Below are 16,574 nucleotides of genomic sequence, written 5' to 3' on the forward strand. Positions count from 1 at the left end.
TGCGCGGAAGCGATGCATGTTCGCGCAGAGATGTCATAAATGACGTTTTAACAGCGGACAAGACCCGTAAATGCTTATTTAAAGCGATAAAACCCAACGCACCCGCAAACGAATGTTACCATGGCGAACAAATGTTCGCGATAAACGTGTTTAACTTTTTCCCAGGGAGCCCGCCAATTCAGCGATGGTCACTGGCTTGACCGGCAAACGTGGCGCGAACCCGGACATCTCGGAACGCTGAGCGCCAGTAAGGGCGCAGACCTTTTCATCGAGTGTCGCTGAGCAGTAACGACCCTGGCAGCGGCCCATGCCGATTCGTGTGTGACGCTTGATCGCGCCGACGGTGCTGATGCCGTCATCCAGTGCCTGCTGCAGCGTGGCAAAGCTGACTTCTTCGCAGCGACAAACCAGGCATCCGCCCTTGGTGCCCGAAGTCACAGCGGGCGGTTTGGCATCAGCCTTATAAAAGGTCCACAGGGCTTTCTGGAAGGCCTGCTGGCGCTTGAGCTCGGCTTCGGCTTCGCGGCCACTTTCGTGCAGTTCACCGCTGAGCTTGAAGCCGCAAGCCATGGCCGCTTCAAGGCCCACCATGCGCCCTTCGGCCAACGCGACTTTGGCCCCCCCCAATCCGGTGCAGTCGCCGAGGGCAAACACACCGTCGATATCAGTCTGGCCGCGCGTATCACGGCGAGTCACCAATTGCCGGCGTTCAGCGTCGTAATCGTGACTGCAGCCCAAGGCGCGCAGCAGCTCATTGGCAGGCTCGAAGCCATAGCCGAGGCACACACAATCCACTTCGAAAACCTGCTCCAGGCTCTGGCCATCGGCGTCGCACAGACTGACCCGCAACGCTTCGCCCCGAGCTTCGATGCCGGACACCAACGCCCGGTGAATCATTTGCCCCTTTCCCCGTTGCAAAGCAAGCCGATAGCTCAAGCCATCGAGCATTAATCGAGGCGCAGTGACAGCCATGCGCAGCACACTGGACAACGTCGAGAGCCCCGGTGCGGCCGCCGCTTCGACCACCGCCACCACCGTCGCCCCGCCTGCTCGCAACTCCGCGGCCAATTGCAGGTTCAGCGGACCGTTGCCGGCGATCAGCACCCGGCGCCCAGGCAAACGTCGGGCGGTGCGCCATAACGTCTGCGCAGCTCCGGTGGTCATTACCCCTGGCAAGGTCCATCCAGGTACCTGCCAGGCGCGCTCATAAGCACCGGTAGCAATCACCGTGCAGCGCGGTTTCCAGCGCTGGGTATGGCCGTTGATCGCGATGCCATATTCGCCGGGTTCAAAGGCGCCCCAAACCAGCGCATCGCCTATCATTTCCACACCGCTGGCTTGCACTTGGGCGATCAGTTCGGCGCCCTGCCGATGCTGACGGTCCGGCGGCGCAATGTCCGGTCCCTCAACACTCAACTGCTTGTAATACTGGCCACCAGCAAGACTACGTTCGTCGAGGATTACCACGTCGGCCCCCGCCTGACGAGCCGCCAGTGCTGCAGATAAGCCCCCCGGCCCCGCTCCGATAACCAGCACATCAGGGGCGCGTACTTGCATCGGTTCGATCACCACGTTTTGCGCTACGTCCAGCGGCAGCGGCGCATTGCCAACACTGCGCTTGACGCTGATGGGGGCCACGACTTTGGTCATGCAGGCCCGTTGATTAGGCCGCCCATCGATCTCTACCAGGCACTCCTGGCACACACCCATGCCGCAGAAAATTCCTCGACAAGCACCGCTGCGAGTTTCCCGAAAATGCTTCACACCGCCCGCGATCAGCGCTGCGGCCAACGACTCGCCGGGACGCGCGGTTAACTCGGTGCCTTCGAAGGTGATGGCAATGCCTTTCATCCAGCGTCTCCATGTATCGTTGTCGTGCCTCAGTGGCGCAGGATCTTGCCGACAAACTCGCGAGTCCGTGCTTCGACCGGGGCCTCGAAAATCTGCTGCGGCGTGCCGATCTCGACCACCTGACCTTTGTCCATCATCACGATGCGGGTCGAGACTTCCCGCACGAATGACATTTCATGCGAGACAAGCAACATGGTGATGCCTTCCTTGGCCAGCGCCCGTACCGTGTCCAATACTTCATTGACCAGTTCTGGATCGAGGGCCGCCGTCACTTCGTCCAGCAGCAGAATCTTCGGACGCAGCGCCAGCGCCCGGGCGATGGCCACTCGCTGTTGCTGACCGCCGGACAATTCATCCGGATAGGCATGGTATTTCTCGCCAAGCCCGACCTTCGTCAACAGCGCCTTGGCTTCGATTTCGACTTCGTCATGCGGGCGCTTCTTGATTTTGGTGGGGGCAATCGTGACGTTGCGCAACACGTCCATGTTCTGGAACAGGTTGTACTGCTGAAAGACGATGGCCATTTTATCCCGTGCGGCCCGCAGGCTGCTTTTCGACACATAGTCGAGTGGCTCATCATCGATCAACACGCGCCCTGCCGTAGGCGGCAACAGGCCCATCAATACTCGCAACAGGGTACTTTTACCCGAGCCAGACGGCCCGATCAGGCTGATCACTTCACCGCGATCAACCGACAAGTTCACGTTTTTCAGGACCGGAATTTGCGCGTACGCGCTCGACAGATTTACGACGTTGAGGTGAGCCAAGACGATTCTCCAAATAAGCGCCAAATTTACTGAGCGGGTAAGACAGGGCGAAATAAGCAGCAAGGATGACGCCGTACACCAGGAACGGCGAATAGCCCCGGTTCATCAGCACTTTGCCGGTGAAAGTCAACTCGACGACGCCCATCTGCGACGCCAACGAGGTGTCTTTGATGAACATCACCATGAAGGCGAAAGCCGGCGGCAGGATGACTTTCCAGGACTGTGGCAGCAACACCATGAACAGAGTGCGGGTAAAGCCGAAGTTCATCACCTGCGCCGCTTCAAGCTGCTGCCGAGGCACCGACTCAAGCCCCGCACGGATAATCTCCGAGAGGAATGCGGTGGCGACCAGGCAGATCGACACGGTGGCAATTGCTGACAACGAAATGTTTGAGCCCAGGCCTTGCGAGGCGTACATCACGATGAACAGGATCACCAGAAACGGAATGCGTCGAAACACCTCGACGTACACCGTTACCGCAAGCCGAAACAGCATCATCCAATTGCTGGTGGTGCTGCGGATCACCGTGATTGCAAAACCGGCGACAGCCCCCACGGAACAGCCGATCACAGTCATCATCAAGGTCCGGCCCATGGCTTCGAGCACGAAGACAAAGGTGTACCAAGTGAAGAATCGCGGGGCCTGGGAAATGATCAGATCGAACATCAGAACACCTTGATTTTTGCGCGAAACAGGTGACGGCCAACCAGCCCCAAAGCAATCGACGCAATGAAGGTCAATGCCACGTAGATCGCCGCCACCACCGAGAAGGTTTCAATGGTTCGCAGGTTGGCGGTCGAAATATTGATGGCCCGGCCGGTCAGTTCCTCGACACCGAAAATGGCACCGAGAGAGCTGCCCAGCACTAGCCACACGAAGAAGTTGCACAGCGGTGCGTAAATGGTCTTGGCAATGTGCGGCAAGATCACATAGCGGACCGTTTGCAACCCGGACATGCCGAGAGTCACGGCGGTTTCGATCTCGGCCTTGCGCACCGACTCGACGCCGGAGCGCAAGATATCGGTCAGGTACGCACCAGAGTTGAGCGTCAGACCTATCAGCACGGCTGTCATCGGCTCCAGCACGATGCCGACATCGGGCAACGCGTAGAACAGAAAGAAAATCTGCACCAGCGCCGGCGTGTTAGTGAACAGCGTGATGTAAACGCTGACCAACGCGCGCAGCAGGCGCCCGCCATGCAGTTTGGCCATGGCGCCCGCCAGACCGATGGCAGACCCGAGCCAAAAGGAAACAAACGCGATTTCCAGGGTCAGCACCGCCCCTTTCAACAGATAGGGCAGGTTCTGGATTACGTTGGAGAACTGAAAGGTGTAGTCCACGAGGCTATCCGTCTTTTTTCGCCGACCCGCAGGCAGCCAACGGGCTGCCTACGAGTCATTGCGGGAGTTAGAAGTACGGGTTTGCTTCCACAGGCTTGAGCATCGGCGCACCGTATGCTTTCTGCCAAGCGGTATTGATGAAGCCGTTACTGTGCATTTCGAACAGCAGAACGTTCAGGTAGTCGCGCAGACCGGTGCTGTTCTTCGCCACGCCGATGCAGTCATAACCCACGGAAATCGGGTCTTTGAGCACGCGCCATTTGACATCGGGGTAGTTCTTGGTGAAGTTCATGAAGAAATCGATGTTCTCCACGATCGCATCGCCACGACCTTGAGCCACCGCGCGCACGGTATCGGCAATGGTTTCAACCAACAGGACGTTGGATTTTGGCAGCTCTTTTTTCAAGTAGTCGACCGACCAGTTCCCGCGCATGTTGACCAATTTGATATCCGGACTGTCGAGCTGTTTCCAGCTATCAACCTTGAGCTTGTCGGTGGTCAGTACGGCCATCGATTCGGTGTGCAGCGGCACAGTGAAATCGATCAGTTTGCCGCGCTCGGAGTTACGCGTGAGGGCACCAAGGGAAATGTCGATCCGGTCCGATTGCAGGAACGGTACTCGCTGAGCACTTTCGGTGGGCACGAACTCGACTTTAACGGAGAGATTGCGGGCGATTTCGTTAGCGGCATCAATATCGAAGCCCACCAATTCGTTTTTATCGTTATAGGAACTCATCGGCGGAAAGTTCGGGTTAACGCCGACGCGCAAGGTGCCGCTCTGAATGATCGAATCGAGGCTGCGTGCTTGCACCGCGCCAGAGACGGCCACCGCGACAACAGCCAGTGAGAGAATGACAGCTTTCAATTTCAGCATGTGAAACTCCTGATTTGGAGGGCAGGCGACGCCAGCGCAGGCTGGAATCTCAATGTCTGACTTCGCCGCATACATGTCAATATTTTTAAGCGCAATGCGAACATTTTGTGTCACTGCGCACAGCCTGATAGCAATAATTCACTTAACGCACGTAGCTGGCGCCATTCACATCCAGGGTTGCACCGCTCAGGTGCCTGGAGCGACCGCTGGCCAAAAACGCTACCAGGGCCGCAATGTCACTGGGTGGTACCCACTCGCCCATGGCCAACTGAGCAGTAACGCCCGCCTCGCCGCCCTGGGTCAGAGCAAACGACTCAGACATCTGTGTACGTACCACGCCAGGCGCCACGATGTAAGCGAGGATGCCCTGCTTGGCATACGCCCGCGCCACAGTCTGGGTCATCGAGCGCACGGCGGCTTTCGAAGCAGCGTAGGCAATAGTGTCCGGGTTGGTCACACCGCGCTGAGCTGCCCAACTGGAAATGGTGATCAAAATGCCGCCGCCATTGGCCTGAAAGTGCTTCACCGCACGCCGGATCAAGCGCGCCGGGGCTAGAACATTGACGCTAAGGGTTTCCTCCCAGACGCTGTCCCAAGTCTCATCATCGGCTGCCAAGCCGCCGTGCCAGCGCATGATCGCCGCATTATTGACAAAGCCATCGATGCGCCCCTGCCAGGCTTGCGCCTGATCCCACAGACGTTCAACAGCGACGAGGTCATGCAAATCAGCCTGTATAAACAGCTTGTCCTCTGCAGCCACATCGGCCAGTGCCTGCTCAGCACCTTCGCGATCAGTGCCGTAATGCGCGATGACTCGTGCGCCCGCCTCACCCAAGGCTGTGGCAATAGCCGCGCCGATACCTTTGGATGCGCCGGTTACAAGCAACGTCTTACCCTTCAACTCAAACATTGGATACTCCATGAATTAGCCCGGGCATTGACGGTGCCAATACGCGGGCGAAGGTTGACTGGCCGAATTACCGACCGCCGATACACAGATCAAATAACGTGCTGCCGTTATGGGCATGCCAACGTCGAGACAGAGCCCAAAGGGCGAGAGGAGGCGCGGGCCACGAGCCTCGCGAGGGTGTTGTATGCACAGCTGAATGCATGGCTACGACTCCATCATTTAGTGTTTTTTATTTTCGATGTAGACGTTAACTTATCGCACAATTGTGCGCATTGCAAACTTCTGTTCGCAATATTTTCAAAGGATTTTTCACAGATTCGGGAGAGGATTTTCGGGCAAAAAAAATCGCGCCCGATCAACGATCGGAGCGCGAAAAATCGCGAAGCCGGCAGAAGCGAGGTTTAGCCCTGGAGCGCTTGCGTGATGTTTTTTGAAGCCTCCAGCAACTCGGTCAAAATCCGCGTACTCATGTCCTGCAAGGTCACGCGCTCGGTGGGGCAAGGGACGTTAAGTGCCGCCACAACCTTGCCATCACGATCACGTATGGGCACTGATATCGAGCGCAGACTGATCTCCAGTTCCTGATCGACAATCGACCAGCCCCGCAAGCGGGTTTCATTGATCAACTCGCGCAGCTTCACCTTGGAGGTCACGGTGTGCTGGGTGAATTTAGTCAGCGTGGTTTTGTCCAGGTATTCCTGCAACTCAGCCTCTGGAAGCGCCGCCAACAGCACTCGCCCGGTCGAAACGCTGTGCGCCGCCGAGCGACTGCCAATCGAGATACTAATGTTGACAACCCGCGTCGAGTTGGCCCGAGCCACATAAATCACGGCGTCGCCATCCAGCACGGCCGCAAAGCAGGATTCTTGCAGACGATCGGACAAAGCACTCATGATCGGCTGGGCTACGTCCCAAATATTCATCGAGGACAAGGCTGAAAAGCCAATCTCGAGAATTTTCGGTTTAAGGCTAAAAAATTTGCCATCGCTTTCAGCGTAACCTTCACGCACCAGGGTCAACAGAAAACGTCGTGCAGTCGCTCGGCTCATGCCGCTCGCTTCCGCGACTTCACTGAGGGTGCGGCGTGGTGTATGCCGGGTGAAGGTCTTGATGACTTCGAGGCCGCGAGCGAAAGAACCCACATAATCGCGATCACGGTTCTCAAGGTCGTCGATTGGTGATTCTGATTCGAGCATTTTGGACACCTTTCCTGAAGAAAATCTGTGCGGCCTGCGCACAGATGTTTAGTTCGGAATATATCAGCTCACCTGTGCAACGCATACGTATTTTAGCTCGGTGAACTCTTCGATGGCGTGATGAGAGCCTTCGCGACCGATGCCTGACGATTTCACCCCGCCGAAGGGCGCACCTTCATAGGAGGTAGCACCGGTGTTGACCCCGACGATGCCGACCTCAAGCGCTTCGCTGACCCGCCACACCCTGGCGTTGTCGCGCGTGAAAAAGTATGCCGCCAGGCCGAATTCAGTGTCATTGGCAGCCGCGATCACTTCAGCTTCGGTTTCAAAGCGGAACACCGGAGCCACGGGACCGAAGGTTTCTTCCACAGCAATGCGCATATTGGCGGTTACATCCGCGAGTACCGTTGGTTCAAAAAACGTCTGGCCCAAGGCATGACGACGACCGCCAGTGACGATGCGGGCGCCCTGCGTAATTGCGTCATCTATATGTTGCTGAACTTTCTGCACTGCCGCTTCGTCGATCAACGGTCCTTGCTGCACGCCTTCAACCTGGCCGTCTCCAACTTTGAGCGACGCGACTGCCGCGGCAAAACGCTCCAGAAAGCGGTCATGAATGCCGCTCTGCACATAGATGCGGTTGGCACAGACACAGGTCTGACCCATGTTACGAAACTTCGAAGCAATGGCACCGGTAACAGCAACATCGATATCGGCATCATCAAAAATGATCAACGGCGCGTTGCCGCCCAGTTCCAGCGCGACTTTCTTGATGGTCCCGGCAGCCTTGGCCATCAGTGAACGGCCGACTTCGGTCGAGCCAGTGAAGGTCACTTTGCGCACCAGCGGATGGGTCGACAATTCGTCGCCCACCTCCCCGGCTGCGCCGGTCACCACGCTGAACACCCCGGCTGGCAAACCGGCGCGGTGGCCCAGCTCCGCCAGTGCCAATGCCGAGAACGGTGTGGCGCTGGCCGGCTTGAGTACCATGCTGCAACCGGCCGCAATCGCCGGGCCAGCCTTGCGCGGAATCATCGCCATCGGGAAGTTCCACGGTGTGATTGCCGCACACACGCCGATCGGCTGCCGCAATACCAGCATGCGCTGGCCCCGCTGCGGCGCGGCAAGAATTTCGCCATAAACACGCTTGGCTTCTTCAGCGAACCACTCGAAAAAAGCAGCACCGTACAGGATCTCGCCCTTGGCTTCGGCCAAAGGTTTGCCTTGTTCTGCGGTGAGGATCAGCGCCAGGTCGTCGGCGTTTTCCACGATCAAGTCGTACCAGCGCTTGACTATTTTAGCCCGCTCGCCAGCCGGGCGCGCCGCCCACAACCGGAATGCGTCCTCGGCGCCTTCAATGGCCTCGATGGTCTGTGCACGCCCCGCCTTCGGAACCCGCCCGACCAACTCTCCAGTGCTCGGGTTAGTCACCTCAATCCAACCGCAACCGGGCGGAACCGACCACACACCATTGACGAAAATCGCTTGCTTGAGCAATGAAGGGTCTTTCAAGTTCAGCATGATTTGTTTCCTCGTTGCGGGATTAAGGTGTACATTTATGTTCGCACAACGCCCATAACACCGCAATGCGCACAAATCATCAACCGAAAACTAAGTTCGCAACAGGAGAGACCATGGATTCACATACTCCATCGACCGATCTGCATGACTTGGACCGGCGTTATTTTCTGCACCCGTTCACCGCACTTGCCGAGCATGAACGCAATGGCCCGTTGGTGATGGTCAAGGGCGAAGGTGTCTGGCTGGAAGATACCAACGGCCGGCGCTACATCGACTCCATGGCAGGCCTCTGGTGCGTCAACGTCGGCTACGGTCGCCGGGAAATCGCCGACACTCTGCACGCCCAGGCCATGCGGCTGCCCTACTATCACTCATTTTCATCGATGGCCACCGACACGCCGATACTGCTCGCCGAGAAATTGATCAAACTCTCGCCAGTGCCGATGTCCAAGGTGTTCTTCGGCAACTCCGGTTCCGACGCCAACGACACACAGGTCAAACTGGTCTGGTACTACAACAATGCTCGCGGATTGCCGCAAAAGAAGAAAATCATTGCGCGCAATCGCGGATACCACGGCGTCACCGTGGTAGCTACTGGCCTGACCGGCCTGCCGGGGATGCATGCTGGCTTCGATCTGCCACTGCCCTTTATCCGCCATACCACCGCGCCGCACCGGTTGTGGCAAGCCGAACCCGGTCAAAGCGATGCGGCCTTCGTCGCACGCCTGGCCGCTGACCTGGAAAACCTGATCCTCGCCGAAGGCCCGGACACCGTGGCGGCGATGATCATGGAGCCAGTGATGGGCGCCGGTGGAGTGATCGTCCCGCCACCTGGCTACTACGCCGCGATGCAGGCGGTGCTGGATAAATACGACGTGCTGCTGATCGCTGACGAAGTGATATGCGGTTTCGGTCGCCTGGGCACCCAGTTCGGCAGCGAAAAAATGGGCATGCGCCCTGACCTGATGACGGTTGCCAAAGGCATTACCTCGGCTTACGTGCCACTGTCGGCGTGCATAATTTCCGACAAAATCTGGCAAGGCCTGTTGCTCGGTGGCGAAAAGTATGGCGCATTCGCCCACGGCTACACCTACAGCGCTCACCCACTGGCCGCCGCCGTTGCGCTGACCAACCTGCAGATCATCGAAGACGAAGGCCTGGTCGCCCAAGCCGGCGCACGCGGCGAACTGATGCATCGTTTGTTGCGCGACGCTTTCGCCGATCATCCGGCGGTGGGCGAGATACGCGGCGTCGGGCTGATGGGAGCGGTCGAGTTTGTTGCTCGTCGCGATCCAGCCACGCCATTCGACCCGGCGTTGAAGGTCGCACCACGGATCGCCCGCGCCGCGCTCGAAGAAGGCCTGATAACCCGCGCATTGCCCCAAGGCGATTCGATCTCGTTTTCGCCGCCGTTCGTGATCAGCGAGGACGAAGTGGTCGAAATGGTCGCGCGTGCACGACGCGCCGTGGACAAGGTGTTCACCCAACTGCACGCCGAGGGTCACTGGAAAGGTTGAAACAAACGGTAGTCGCCGGCGCAGTGTGCGCCGGCGACTAAACATTACTCAGCGCCGGGGTGCTTGCGCTGATAAGCGCGCCAAGTAGTAGCCCAGCGGGCCGGGTCTTCCAGAGGGCCAGTATCAAGACGACCGATCGGATGATTGTGCGGCGCAGTACGCACCAGCTCGGGGTTGTCGTAGGCCTCCTGGCACACCTGGGCCAGCACTGCGATCCAGTAATCGATGTCTTCCTTGGACCACATCTCGCCCGCTTCGGGGGTAAACGGCTGGGCAATCACCCAAGGCTCGTGAGCCAGCCAGAAGGCGTCAACGCCGTAATCGACCATTCGGTTCTGCACGTCATAGGCACTGATACCGGTCTCTTGCGTCAGCACTTCGAGACTGTAGCGCGTCATCTCCAGCCGCCATGCCTTGACGTGCGGATGCGAACAAGTCACCCCACGAATCTGACTGAGCCTCTTGCCCATGTAGTTGTTGGCCAGCACCGACAAATCCGACGCCTCTGCGATCCCGTCAATGCCCATTGCCCGCACCCACGCGTAAGCCTTGATGATCTGCGGCAGGTTACCGAGGAACTCGCGCACCCGGCCAATACCCAGCTCGGTGCCCGCCTCCAGTCGAAACGCTCCTTGCTCTTCAACCAGCACAGGCCCCGGCAGATAAGGGATCAATTCGTCGCTGCAACCGTAGGCGCCCACGGCCGGCCCGCCACCGCCCTTCGGTGCACCGAAGGTTTTGTGCAGCATGAACATGCAAGCATCGAAGCCTAGATCCCGCGCCCGAATCTTGCTCATCACACCGTTGAAATTCGCATGGTCGTAGAAGCACAGACCACCTGCCTCCTTCACCACGCGCACCCACTCAGCAATGTCTGGATTGTAGATACCCATGTCGTCCGGATTGTTGATCATCAATGCCGCCGTGCGCGAAGAGACTGCCGCCTTGAGCGCTTCGAGGGACGGATAGCCGTTCTCCTCCAGCGGCAAAGTGATGATCTTGAATCCCGCCGTTGCCGCCGTCGCTGGATTGCACGGATGCGACTGGATCGAGGTAATGATCTCGTCGCGCGTCTCGAGTTCACCGCGTGCCGCGTGGTAGGCACGAGTCACGCACACGTGCAGAAATGCCGCATCGGCGCCACCAGCGGCCTGGAACACAAAGCGATCCATGCCCGACAATGCCCGAAGATTCAAATCCAGGTTGTGCATGATCTGCAACGAACCCTGCAAACTTGAATCAGGCTGACGCGGGTGCAACTGCGCGACATCATCACGTGCGGTAATCGCTTCGTTGACACGTGCGTTGTACTTCATGGTGCAAGTGCCAAACAGGGAAATGCCCATCATCCCCAGGGTCTGTTGCGACAAGTGCAGGTAGTGGCGCAACACATCGGGCTCGGACATTTCCGGCAGTTGCGGCATAAATTTTCGGCGCATCGACGCCGGGATCGCACTCAGGTCGCCGGGAACGTTGGCTACGGGAAACACTACGCCACGGCGCCCGGCGCGAGACAAGGTCATCACCACCGGCTCGTCCCACACGGCAGCCTGGTATCGACGCAACTTGATGGACTCATTCATGGCTCAATACCTCGCGAAGGGCGTCAACCAACCGGTCGAGGTCGGCGTCCTGGTGCAGTTCAGTGACGCAGTACAATGCACTCTGCCCGAGCTCCGGAAATTCCTGGCTCAGGTCATGCCCGCCGAAAATCCCCCGCGCCAGCAACGCCTGATTGATCGTTGCCACCGACTGACCGCTGGCATTGAAATCGACCACGAACTCCTTGAAAAACCCGTCACCATACCGGACCAATACACCCGGCAGCTCATTCAAACGTCGAGCAGCCTGATGCGCCTGCGCAAAGATCAATTCGCCGACATCGACGAACCCTTGCGGGCCCATTAGCGACATGTACACCGCATTGGCGATTGCCCACAGGTAGACCGAGTTGCCGGTCCAGTCTTTTCCGTTTTCCCGTAGCCCATAAGAGGACTGCTCAGCCAGCGACAAGCCGAAACCGACTTCACCAGAACGCAAGGTTGTGGTGATGCTGATCAATAGCGTCGGGTACTCCCGAGCGTAGCGTTCTTCGTCTCGGGTAGCGATAAACCCACCCAAGCCCCCGCCGCCATACATAGGGATGCCGAGAGTCTGAATAGTGCCGACAACAATGTCGGCGCCATATTCCGGTGGCGGCGCAAGCACGCCGAGAGAGATCGGATCGACGCCGACCACGAATTCCGCACCTTGGGCATGCGTCAACTCTGCGATGGTGGCTGCGCCACCGTCGATCAGGCCAAAGTAGTTCGGCGTTTCCAGATACACCGCTGCGACATGGTCACCGAGTTTGCGCTTGAGGTCCTGCAAATCCATGGTGCCAGTCAAGGGATCAGCGGCGACGAACTCTAAACTCAGTTCATTGGCCATGTTGGGTTCGCAGTAATTGCGAATTACCGCCAGCCGCTCTGGATCGATGATCGCCGGAAGCAACAACGTATTGCGACCGTTCAGTCGCGAAGCCATGCGCAATGCATGACCGGCAGCACAGCCCCAGCTGTAGACCGGCAGACCAACATACTCGCAACCGACCAGTTCACCCAACTGACTGCTGAACTCGAACCACGCCTGGCAGCGGCCCTGATCGGACGAAGGCGTGCCCCATACCGACGTCAGGAATTCACTGCGACTGGCAATCTCGTTGCAAATAGCCGGCACGTGATGCTGCCAGCACCCCCCCCCGAGAAAACTCAACGTATCGCTGCAGTTACGGTTACGACCGAGGATTTCGCGAAGGTGCCGGCTCAAGGTTACTTCTGAGCGCATACCGCCCATAAGTTCGGGATTTTTTTTCAAACGGTGCGCTTCAGGAATCTGTTCGAAAAGCGCTTCGACAGACTCAACACCTAGGACATCTAGCATCTCTTGCTTGATATCAGGCAGTGCATTGGCCATAAAAGGATGGGCAAATCTTGGTTGACTCATCTTACCTCCGGACGCAATATTAGGTCTTATGCGAACTTTTGTTTGTACTGCGCACAATCTACGTGGCAATACTGACACTCGCAACCGTTCAATGACCCGAAGGCGAGTCTCGATGACGTTCAAGGTTGGCCTGTTAATCAATCCCTTTGCCGGGCTCGGCGGAACGACTGGCCTGAAGGGTAGCGACGGTGCCGAGATGGTCGCTCTGGCGCTGCAACTGGGCGCTCGGCCGCAAGCCCACGATCGGTGCGTGCGGGCGTTGCGGCGCCTGATCGGCAGCGATGCGCAGATTTTTACTGTGCCCGGCGAAATGGGTGAGGACGCCTGTGCTGCAGCGGACTTGCAGGCGCAGATTGTTGCAACTCCGCCAGCCGAGTACTCGTCGCGAGACACAATTGAAGCCTGCCATGCACTGCTCGCCCAGTCGGTTGACCTGCTGCTGTTCGGCGGGGGGGATGGCACCGCCCGCGATGTGGCGGCGGCCGTATCTTCGATGACGACCACTGTGCTCGGCATTCCCTGCGGAGTGAAAATGTATTCCGGGGTGTTTGCACGCTCGCCAGAACATGCCGGTGAACTCGCCCGTCACTGCGCCAATGGCGGTGTCGCAAGTCATGAAGCCGAACTGCTCGACATCGATGAACAAGCTTCCCGTGAAGACCGCGTCAGCACCCGCCTTTACGGCTACGCACGGGTGCCAGCCGAGCCACGACACATGCAAAGCGCCAAGTCGGGCAGCTCCAATCCGGACCGGGCCGTAGAAGCTGAAGCGGCGTTGTTTGCCGCGCAGATGCAGGCAGGGCACGTTTACTTCCTGGGTCCCGGCCGGACGATTCAAGCTTTGTCCAAACATCTAAACGGTGACAGCACGCTGCTGGGCGTCGACGCCTACCTAGGTAAAACCTTGATCTGTCGCGACGCCAACGAAAACGACCTGTTGACACTCGCAGTGAAATATCCGCCCCACGTGGTGGTCAGCCTTACTGGAGGCCAGGGTTGCCTGTTCGGTCGCGGCAACCAGCAAATCAGCGCCGCAGTTCTCGCATCGATTAGCCCGGCACATCTACACGTACTGGCGAGCAGCGAAAAAATCGCCGCGCTGCCCCAGGGCCAATTGTTTGTCGACAGCGGCGATCCGGAAATCGACACCCGTCTCAGCGGATTTATCCGCGTGCACACCGCCCCTGGACGCAGCGCCATGGTGCGTGTCGTTCACTGACTTTTTTGCCCTACAAAAACAACAGGAGACCCCATGCACTCATCCCCTCACGTGGTTGCCGTAATTGGCGCTGGCAGCATTGGTGTGGCATTCGCCATCGTCTTCGCCCGTGCCGGCTGGAGCGTGCGCCTACAAGACCCGGACGCCCAACGCCTGCAACTGGCCCGCCAGGAAATATTCAGCCGTTGCTCGGAGCTGGTTACCTTCGGATTACTCCAGGAAACGCCAGAAACCCTCAGCGCCCGGGTGCATCTGTTTGAAGATCTGGCCGGCGCAGTGACCGACGTCAGCCTAATTCAGGAATGCGCCCCGGAACGGCTCGACCTGAAGATCGAGCTATTTCGACAGCTCGACAGACTCGCCCCTCCCAGTGCGATTCTCGCCAGTTCATCTTCCGCACTGACGGCTTCAAGCTTCGCGCAAGGGCTGCCCGGTCGCGATCGCTGCCTGGTTGCGCATCCGGGCAACCCACCATACTTGTTGCCGGTGATCGAAATCGTTCCCGCACCGTTCACCGATGCGCAACATGTCGACCGAGCTCTAGCTCTTTATACCGAAGCGGGCCTGACGCCCGTGCGCCTGCAAAAGGAAATAGAAGGCTTTGTGTTCAACCGCCTGCAAGGCGCATTGCTACGTGAAGCATATTGCTTGGTGCGTGATGGCATTACCTCAGTCGCCGACATCGACAAAGTCGTGAGTCAGGGTCTGGGTTTGCGCTGGACATTCATGGGCCCCTTCGAAACCGTCGACCTCAATACTCGCGGCGGTATCGGTTCGCACGCTCTAAAAATGGGCCCGGCCTACGCGCGTATGGGAGCGGAACGCGGGCAGCATGATCCGTGGACCGCCGACCTGGTGGCCAAGGTCGAAGCACAACGTCGGGCATTGGTGCCGCTAGAGAATTGGGAAGAACGGGTCGCATGGCGAGACCGGGCGCTGATGGAGCGAGCCAGTGATGCGTTGAAGAGAGAAAAGACGAGGCCGTAGCCCAAAAGCCGGCAATATTTTTCTCCCGGTCGTGATCTATCACCTCCGGGACTCCACATCCTGGAACGGTCACCTGCGCCATTCATGTCGCAGGCTGCTCTCAACGAAACCAAGAGCCGGCTCCACCAAAGACGGTACGCGCGTTCCGGCGCGACGCAACAGTCCACATCCCCGCCCCCCGATCCCCCAAAGCTTGTGTGTTACTCAAAGCGAACACTCGAATAACGCGGCGGCGCCTTGGCCACCGCCAATGCACATGCTCACCACGGCGTAGCGCACATTGCGTCGCCGCGCTTCGAGGAGGGCATGGCCAACCAGGCGGGTCCCGCTCATGCCATAGGGGTGGCCAAGGGCGATGGCACCTCCATTGACGTTGAGTCGCTCAGGCGGAATGCCCAGTGCGTTGATGCAATAAACAACCTGAGAGGCAAACGCCTCATTGAGCTCCCAAAGGCCGATATCATCCACCTCAAGCCCGCTTCTGCGCAGTAGCTTGCGCACCGCCGGCACGGGTCCGATACCCATTTCGTCTGGTGCGCAGCCTTCTACCACACAACTGACCAGACGTCCCAGCGGTTGCAGGTTATGGTTGCGCAACTGCTCTTCCGAGACCACCAGGCAGGCGGCAGCACCATCTGACAGCGGACAGGCGTTACCAGCTGTGACCGTGCCCTTGTCGAACAGCGGTTTCAATATTGCCAGGCCATTGTCACTGGTAGCGGGGCGAGGACATTCGTCACTGGCGATATCGATTTCGATCACTTCCTCCAGGCCACTTTCGCGGTCCTGGATCCGTTGCGTCACTCGCACAGGAGTGATTTCCTCGGCAAATACTCCTCTGGCGAGGGCATCGACCGTGTTCTGCTGGCTGCGCAAAGCATAAGCGTCCTGCGCCTCACGATTGATCCCGTAACGACCGGCAACCACCTCGGCGGTCTGCGCCATGGGCATGTAAGTGGCGGGCAATCGCTGCAGAAGGCCGCGATCTTGTCGCCGGTAGCTGTTCATGTGATCGTTCTGCACCAGGCTGATAGATTCCACCCCACCAGCCAGAATCAACTCGGCGTCGCCGGCCTGAATACGCTGGCTGGCAATGACGATGGACATCAATCCGGAGGCGCACTGGCGATCCACCGTCATACCCGGCGTACGTAGGGGGAGATCTGCTGCCAGCGCCGCCATGCGGCCAATGTTGTAGTACTGCGAACCCTCGGGTAACGCGCAGCCGAGAATCACATCATCGATGTCCTGCCGGCCAATGGCCGCACGCCGTAGTACGGCCTTCAGTGCGAAAGCCGCCAGGGTAGGAGCGTCGGTATCGTTGAATGCGCCCTTGTAGGCGCGGCCGATAGGCGTACGAGCATAGGCAGCGATGTATACAGCAGAAGATGCGTGATTCATCTTGG

The 16,574-nt window shown here is 58.5% G+C and carries 14 protein-coding genes; 3 read left to right on the forward strand and 11 right to left on the reverse strand.

The window, feature by feature from the left end:
- Positions 1-150 precede the first annotated feature (150 nt).
- The 8 genes from AC07OG_RS16175 to AC07OG_RS16210 form a co-directional block, all read right to left on the reverse strand.
- Positions 151-1,851, reverse strand: coding sequence for an FAD-dependent oxidoreductase (locus AC07OG_RS16175; protein ID WP_495067474.1), 1,701 nt, complete (start codon positions 1,849-1,851; stop codon positions 151-153).
- Positions 1,852-1,880: 29 nt separating this feature from the next.
- Positions 1,881-2,618, reverse strand: coding sequence for an amino acid ABC transporter ATP-binding protein (locus tag AC07OG_RS16180; protein WP_495067475.1), 738 nt, complete (start codon positions 2,616-2,618; stop codon positions 1,881-1,883).
- Positions 2,539-3,285 (reverse strand): amino acid ABC transporter permease, encoded by a 747-nt coding sequence (locus AC07OG_RS16185; RefSeq protein ID WP_495067476.1) that lies wholly within the window; start codon positions 3,283-3,285, stop codon positions 2,539-2,541. The genes AC07OG_RS16180 and AC07OG_RS16185 overlap by 80 nt, the downstream gene beginning before the upstream one ends.
- Positions 3,285-3,959 carry an amino acid ABC transporter permease gene (locus AC07OG_RS16190; RefSeq protein WP_258666288.1) on the reverse strand — a complete coding sequence of 225 codons (675 nt, stop codon included), beginning with the start codon at positions 3,957-3,959 and terminating at the stop codon, positions 3,285-3,287. Before AC07OG_RS16190 ends, AC07OG_RS16185 begins: the two co-directional genes overlap by 1 nt.
- 67 nt (positions 3,960-4,026) lie before the next feature.
- A complete protein-coding gene (locus tag AC07OG_RS16195) occupies positions 4,027-4,833 on the reverse strand; it encodes a transporter substrate-binding domain-containing protein (RefSeq protein WP_495067477.1) in 807 nt (268 codons plus the stop codon).
- 142 nt (positions 4,834-4,975) lie between these two features.
- On the reverse strand, positions 4,976-5,743 hold the full coding sequence (locus tag AC07OG_RS16200) for an SDR family NAD(P)-dependent oxidoreductase (protein WP_495067478.1): 768 nt from the start codon (positions 5,741-5,743) through the stop codon (positions 4,976-4,978).
- Positions 5,744-6,144: 401 nt separating this feature from the next.
- Positions 6,145-6,939 (reverse strand): IclR family transcriptional regulator domain-containing protein, encoded by a 795-nt coding sequence (locus tag AC07OG_RS16205; RefSeq protein WP_258666297.1) that lies wholly within the window; start codon positions 6,937-6,939, stop codon positions 6,145-6,147.
- Positions 6,940-7,002: 63 nt separating this feature from the next.
- Entirely contained in the window at positions 7,003-8,457 is a 1,455-nt protein-coding gene (locus tag AC07OG_RS16210; protein ID WP_495067543.1) for an NAD-dependent succinate-semialdehyde dehydrogenase, read from the reverse strand.
- Between the two features lie 116 nt (positions 8,458-8,573).
- On the opposite strand from AC07OG_RS16210, the gene AC07OG_RS16215 reads away from it, so the two are divergent.
- Positions 8,574-9,977 (forward strand): aminotransferase, encoded by a 1,404-nt coding sequence (locus AC07OG_RS16215; protein WP_495067479.1) that lies wholly within the window; start codon positions 8,574-8,576, stop codon positions 9,975-9,977.
- A gap of 44 nt (positions 9,978-10,021) precedes the next feature.
- On the opposite strand, the gene gcvPB is transcribed toward AC07OG_RS16215, so the two are convergent.
- Both gcvPB and gcvPA read right to left on the reverse strand, forming a co-directional pair.
- On the reverse strand, positions 10,022-11,560 hold the full coding sequence (gene gcvPB / locus AC07OG_RS16220) for an aminomethyl-transferring glycine dehydrogenase subunit GcvPB (protein ID WP_495067480.1): 1,539 nt from the start codon (positions 11,558-11,560) through the stop codon (positions 10,022-10,024).
- Positions 11,553-12,962 carry an aminomethyl-transferring glycine dehydrogenase subunit GcvPA gene (gene gcvPA / locus AC07OG_RS16225; RefSeq protein ID WP_495067481.1) on the reverse strand — a complete coding sequence of 470 codons (1,410 nt, stop codon included), beginning with the start codon at positions 12,960-12,962 and terminating at the stop codon, positions 11,553-11,555. The genes gcvPB and gcvPA overlap by 8 nt, the downstream gene beginning before the upstream one ends.
- 112 nt (positions 12,963-13,074) lie before the next feature.
- On the opposite strand from gcvPA, the gene AC07OG_RS16230 reads away from it, so the two are divergent.
- Both AC07OG_RS16230 and AC07OG_RS16235 read left to right on the forward strand, forming a co-directional pair.
- Entirely contained in the window at positions 13,075-14,181 is a 1,107-nt protein-coding gene (locus AC07OG_RS16230; protein ID WP_495067482.1) for an ATP-NAD kinase family protein, read from the forward strand.
- A 33-nt stretch (positions 14,182-14,214) separates the two neighbouring features.
- Positions 14,215-15,168 (forward strand): 3-hydroxyacyl-CoA dehydrogenase, encoded by a 954-nt coding sequence (locus AC07OG_RS16235; protein WP_495067483.1) that lies wholly within the window; start codon positions 14,215-14,217, stop codon positions 15,166-15,168.
- A 204-nt stretch (positions 15,169-15,372) separates the two neighbouring features.
- Here the strand turns inward: AC07OG_RS16235 and AC07OG_RS16240 are convergent, their stop codons facing one another.
- Entirely contained in the window at positions 15,373-16,569 is a 1,197-nt protein-coding gene (locus AC07OG_RS16240) for a thiolase family protein (RefSeq protein ID WP_495067484.1), read from the reverse strand.
- Positions 16,570-16,574: the final 5 nt, after the last annotated feature.

This window comes from Pseudomonas sp. GW821-FHT09H03 (assembly GCF_059415945.1).

Bases quoted from the DNA above. Each gene is read 5' to 3' on its own strand.
- AC07OG_RS16175 (WP_495067474.1), bottom strand. From the start codon at position 1,851: ATGAAAGGCATTGCCATCACCTTCGAAGGCACCGAGTTAACCGCGCGT.
- AC07OG_RS16185 (WP_495067476.1), bottom strand. From the start codon at position 3,285: ATGTTCGATCTGATCATTTCCCAGGCCCCGCGATTCTTCACTTGGTAC.
- AC07OG_RS16195 (WP_495067477.1), bottom strand. From the start codon at position 4,833: ATGCTGAAATTGAAAGCTGTCATTCTCTCACTGGCTGTTGTCGCGGTG.
- AC07OG_RS16200 (WP_495067478.1), bottom strand. From the start codon at position 5,743: ATGTTTGAGTTGAAGGGTAAGACGTTGCTTGTAACCGGCGCATCCAAA.
- AC07OG_RS16205 (WP_258666297.1), bottom strand. From the start codon at position 6,939: ATGCTCGAATCAGAATCACCAATCGACGACCTTGAGAACCGTGATCGC.
- AC07OG_RS16215 (WP_495067479.1), top strand. From the start codon at position 8,574: ATGGATTCACATACTCCATCGACCGATCTGCATGACTTGGACCGGCGT.
- gcvPB (WP_495067480.1), bottom strand. From the start codon at position 11,560: ATGAATGAGTCCATCAAGTTGCGTCGATACCAGGCTGCCGTGTGGGAC.
- gcvPA (WP_495067481.1), bottom strand. From the start codon at position 12,962: ATGAGTCAACCAAGATTTGCCCATCCTTTTATGGCCAATGCACTGCCT.
- AC07OG_RS16230 (WP_495067482.1), top strand. From the start codon at position 13,075: ATGACGTTCAAGGTTGGCCTGTTAATCAATCCCTTTGCCGGGCTCGGC.
- AC07OG_RS16235 (WP_495067483.1), top strand. From the start codon at position 14,215: ATGCACTCATCCCCTCACGTGGTTGCCGTAATTGGCGCTGGCAGCATT.
- AC07OG_RS16240 (WP_495067484.1), bottom strand. From the start codon at position 16,569: ATGAATCACGCATCTTCTGCTGTATACATCGCTGCCTATGCTCGTACG.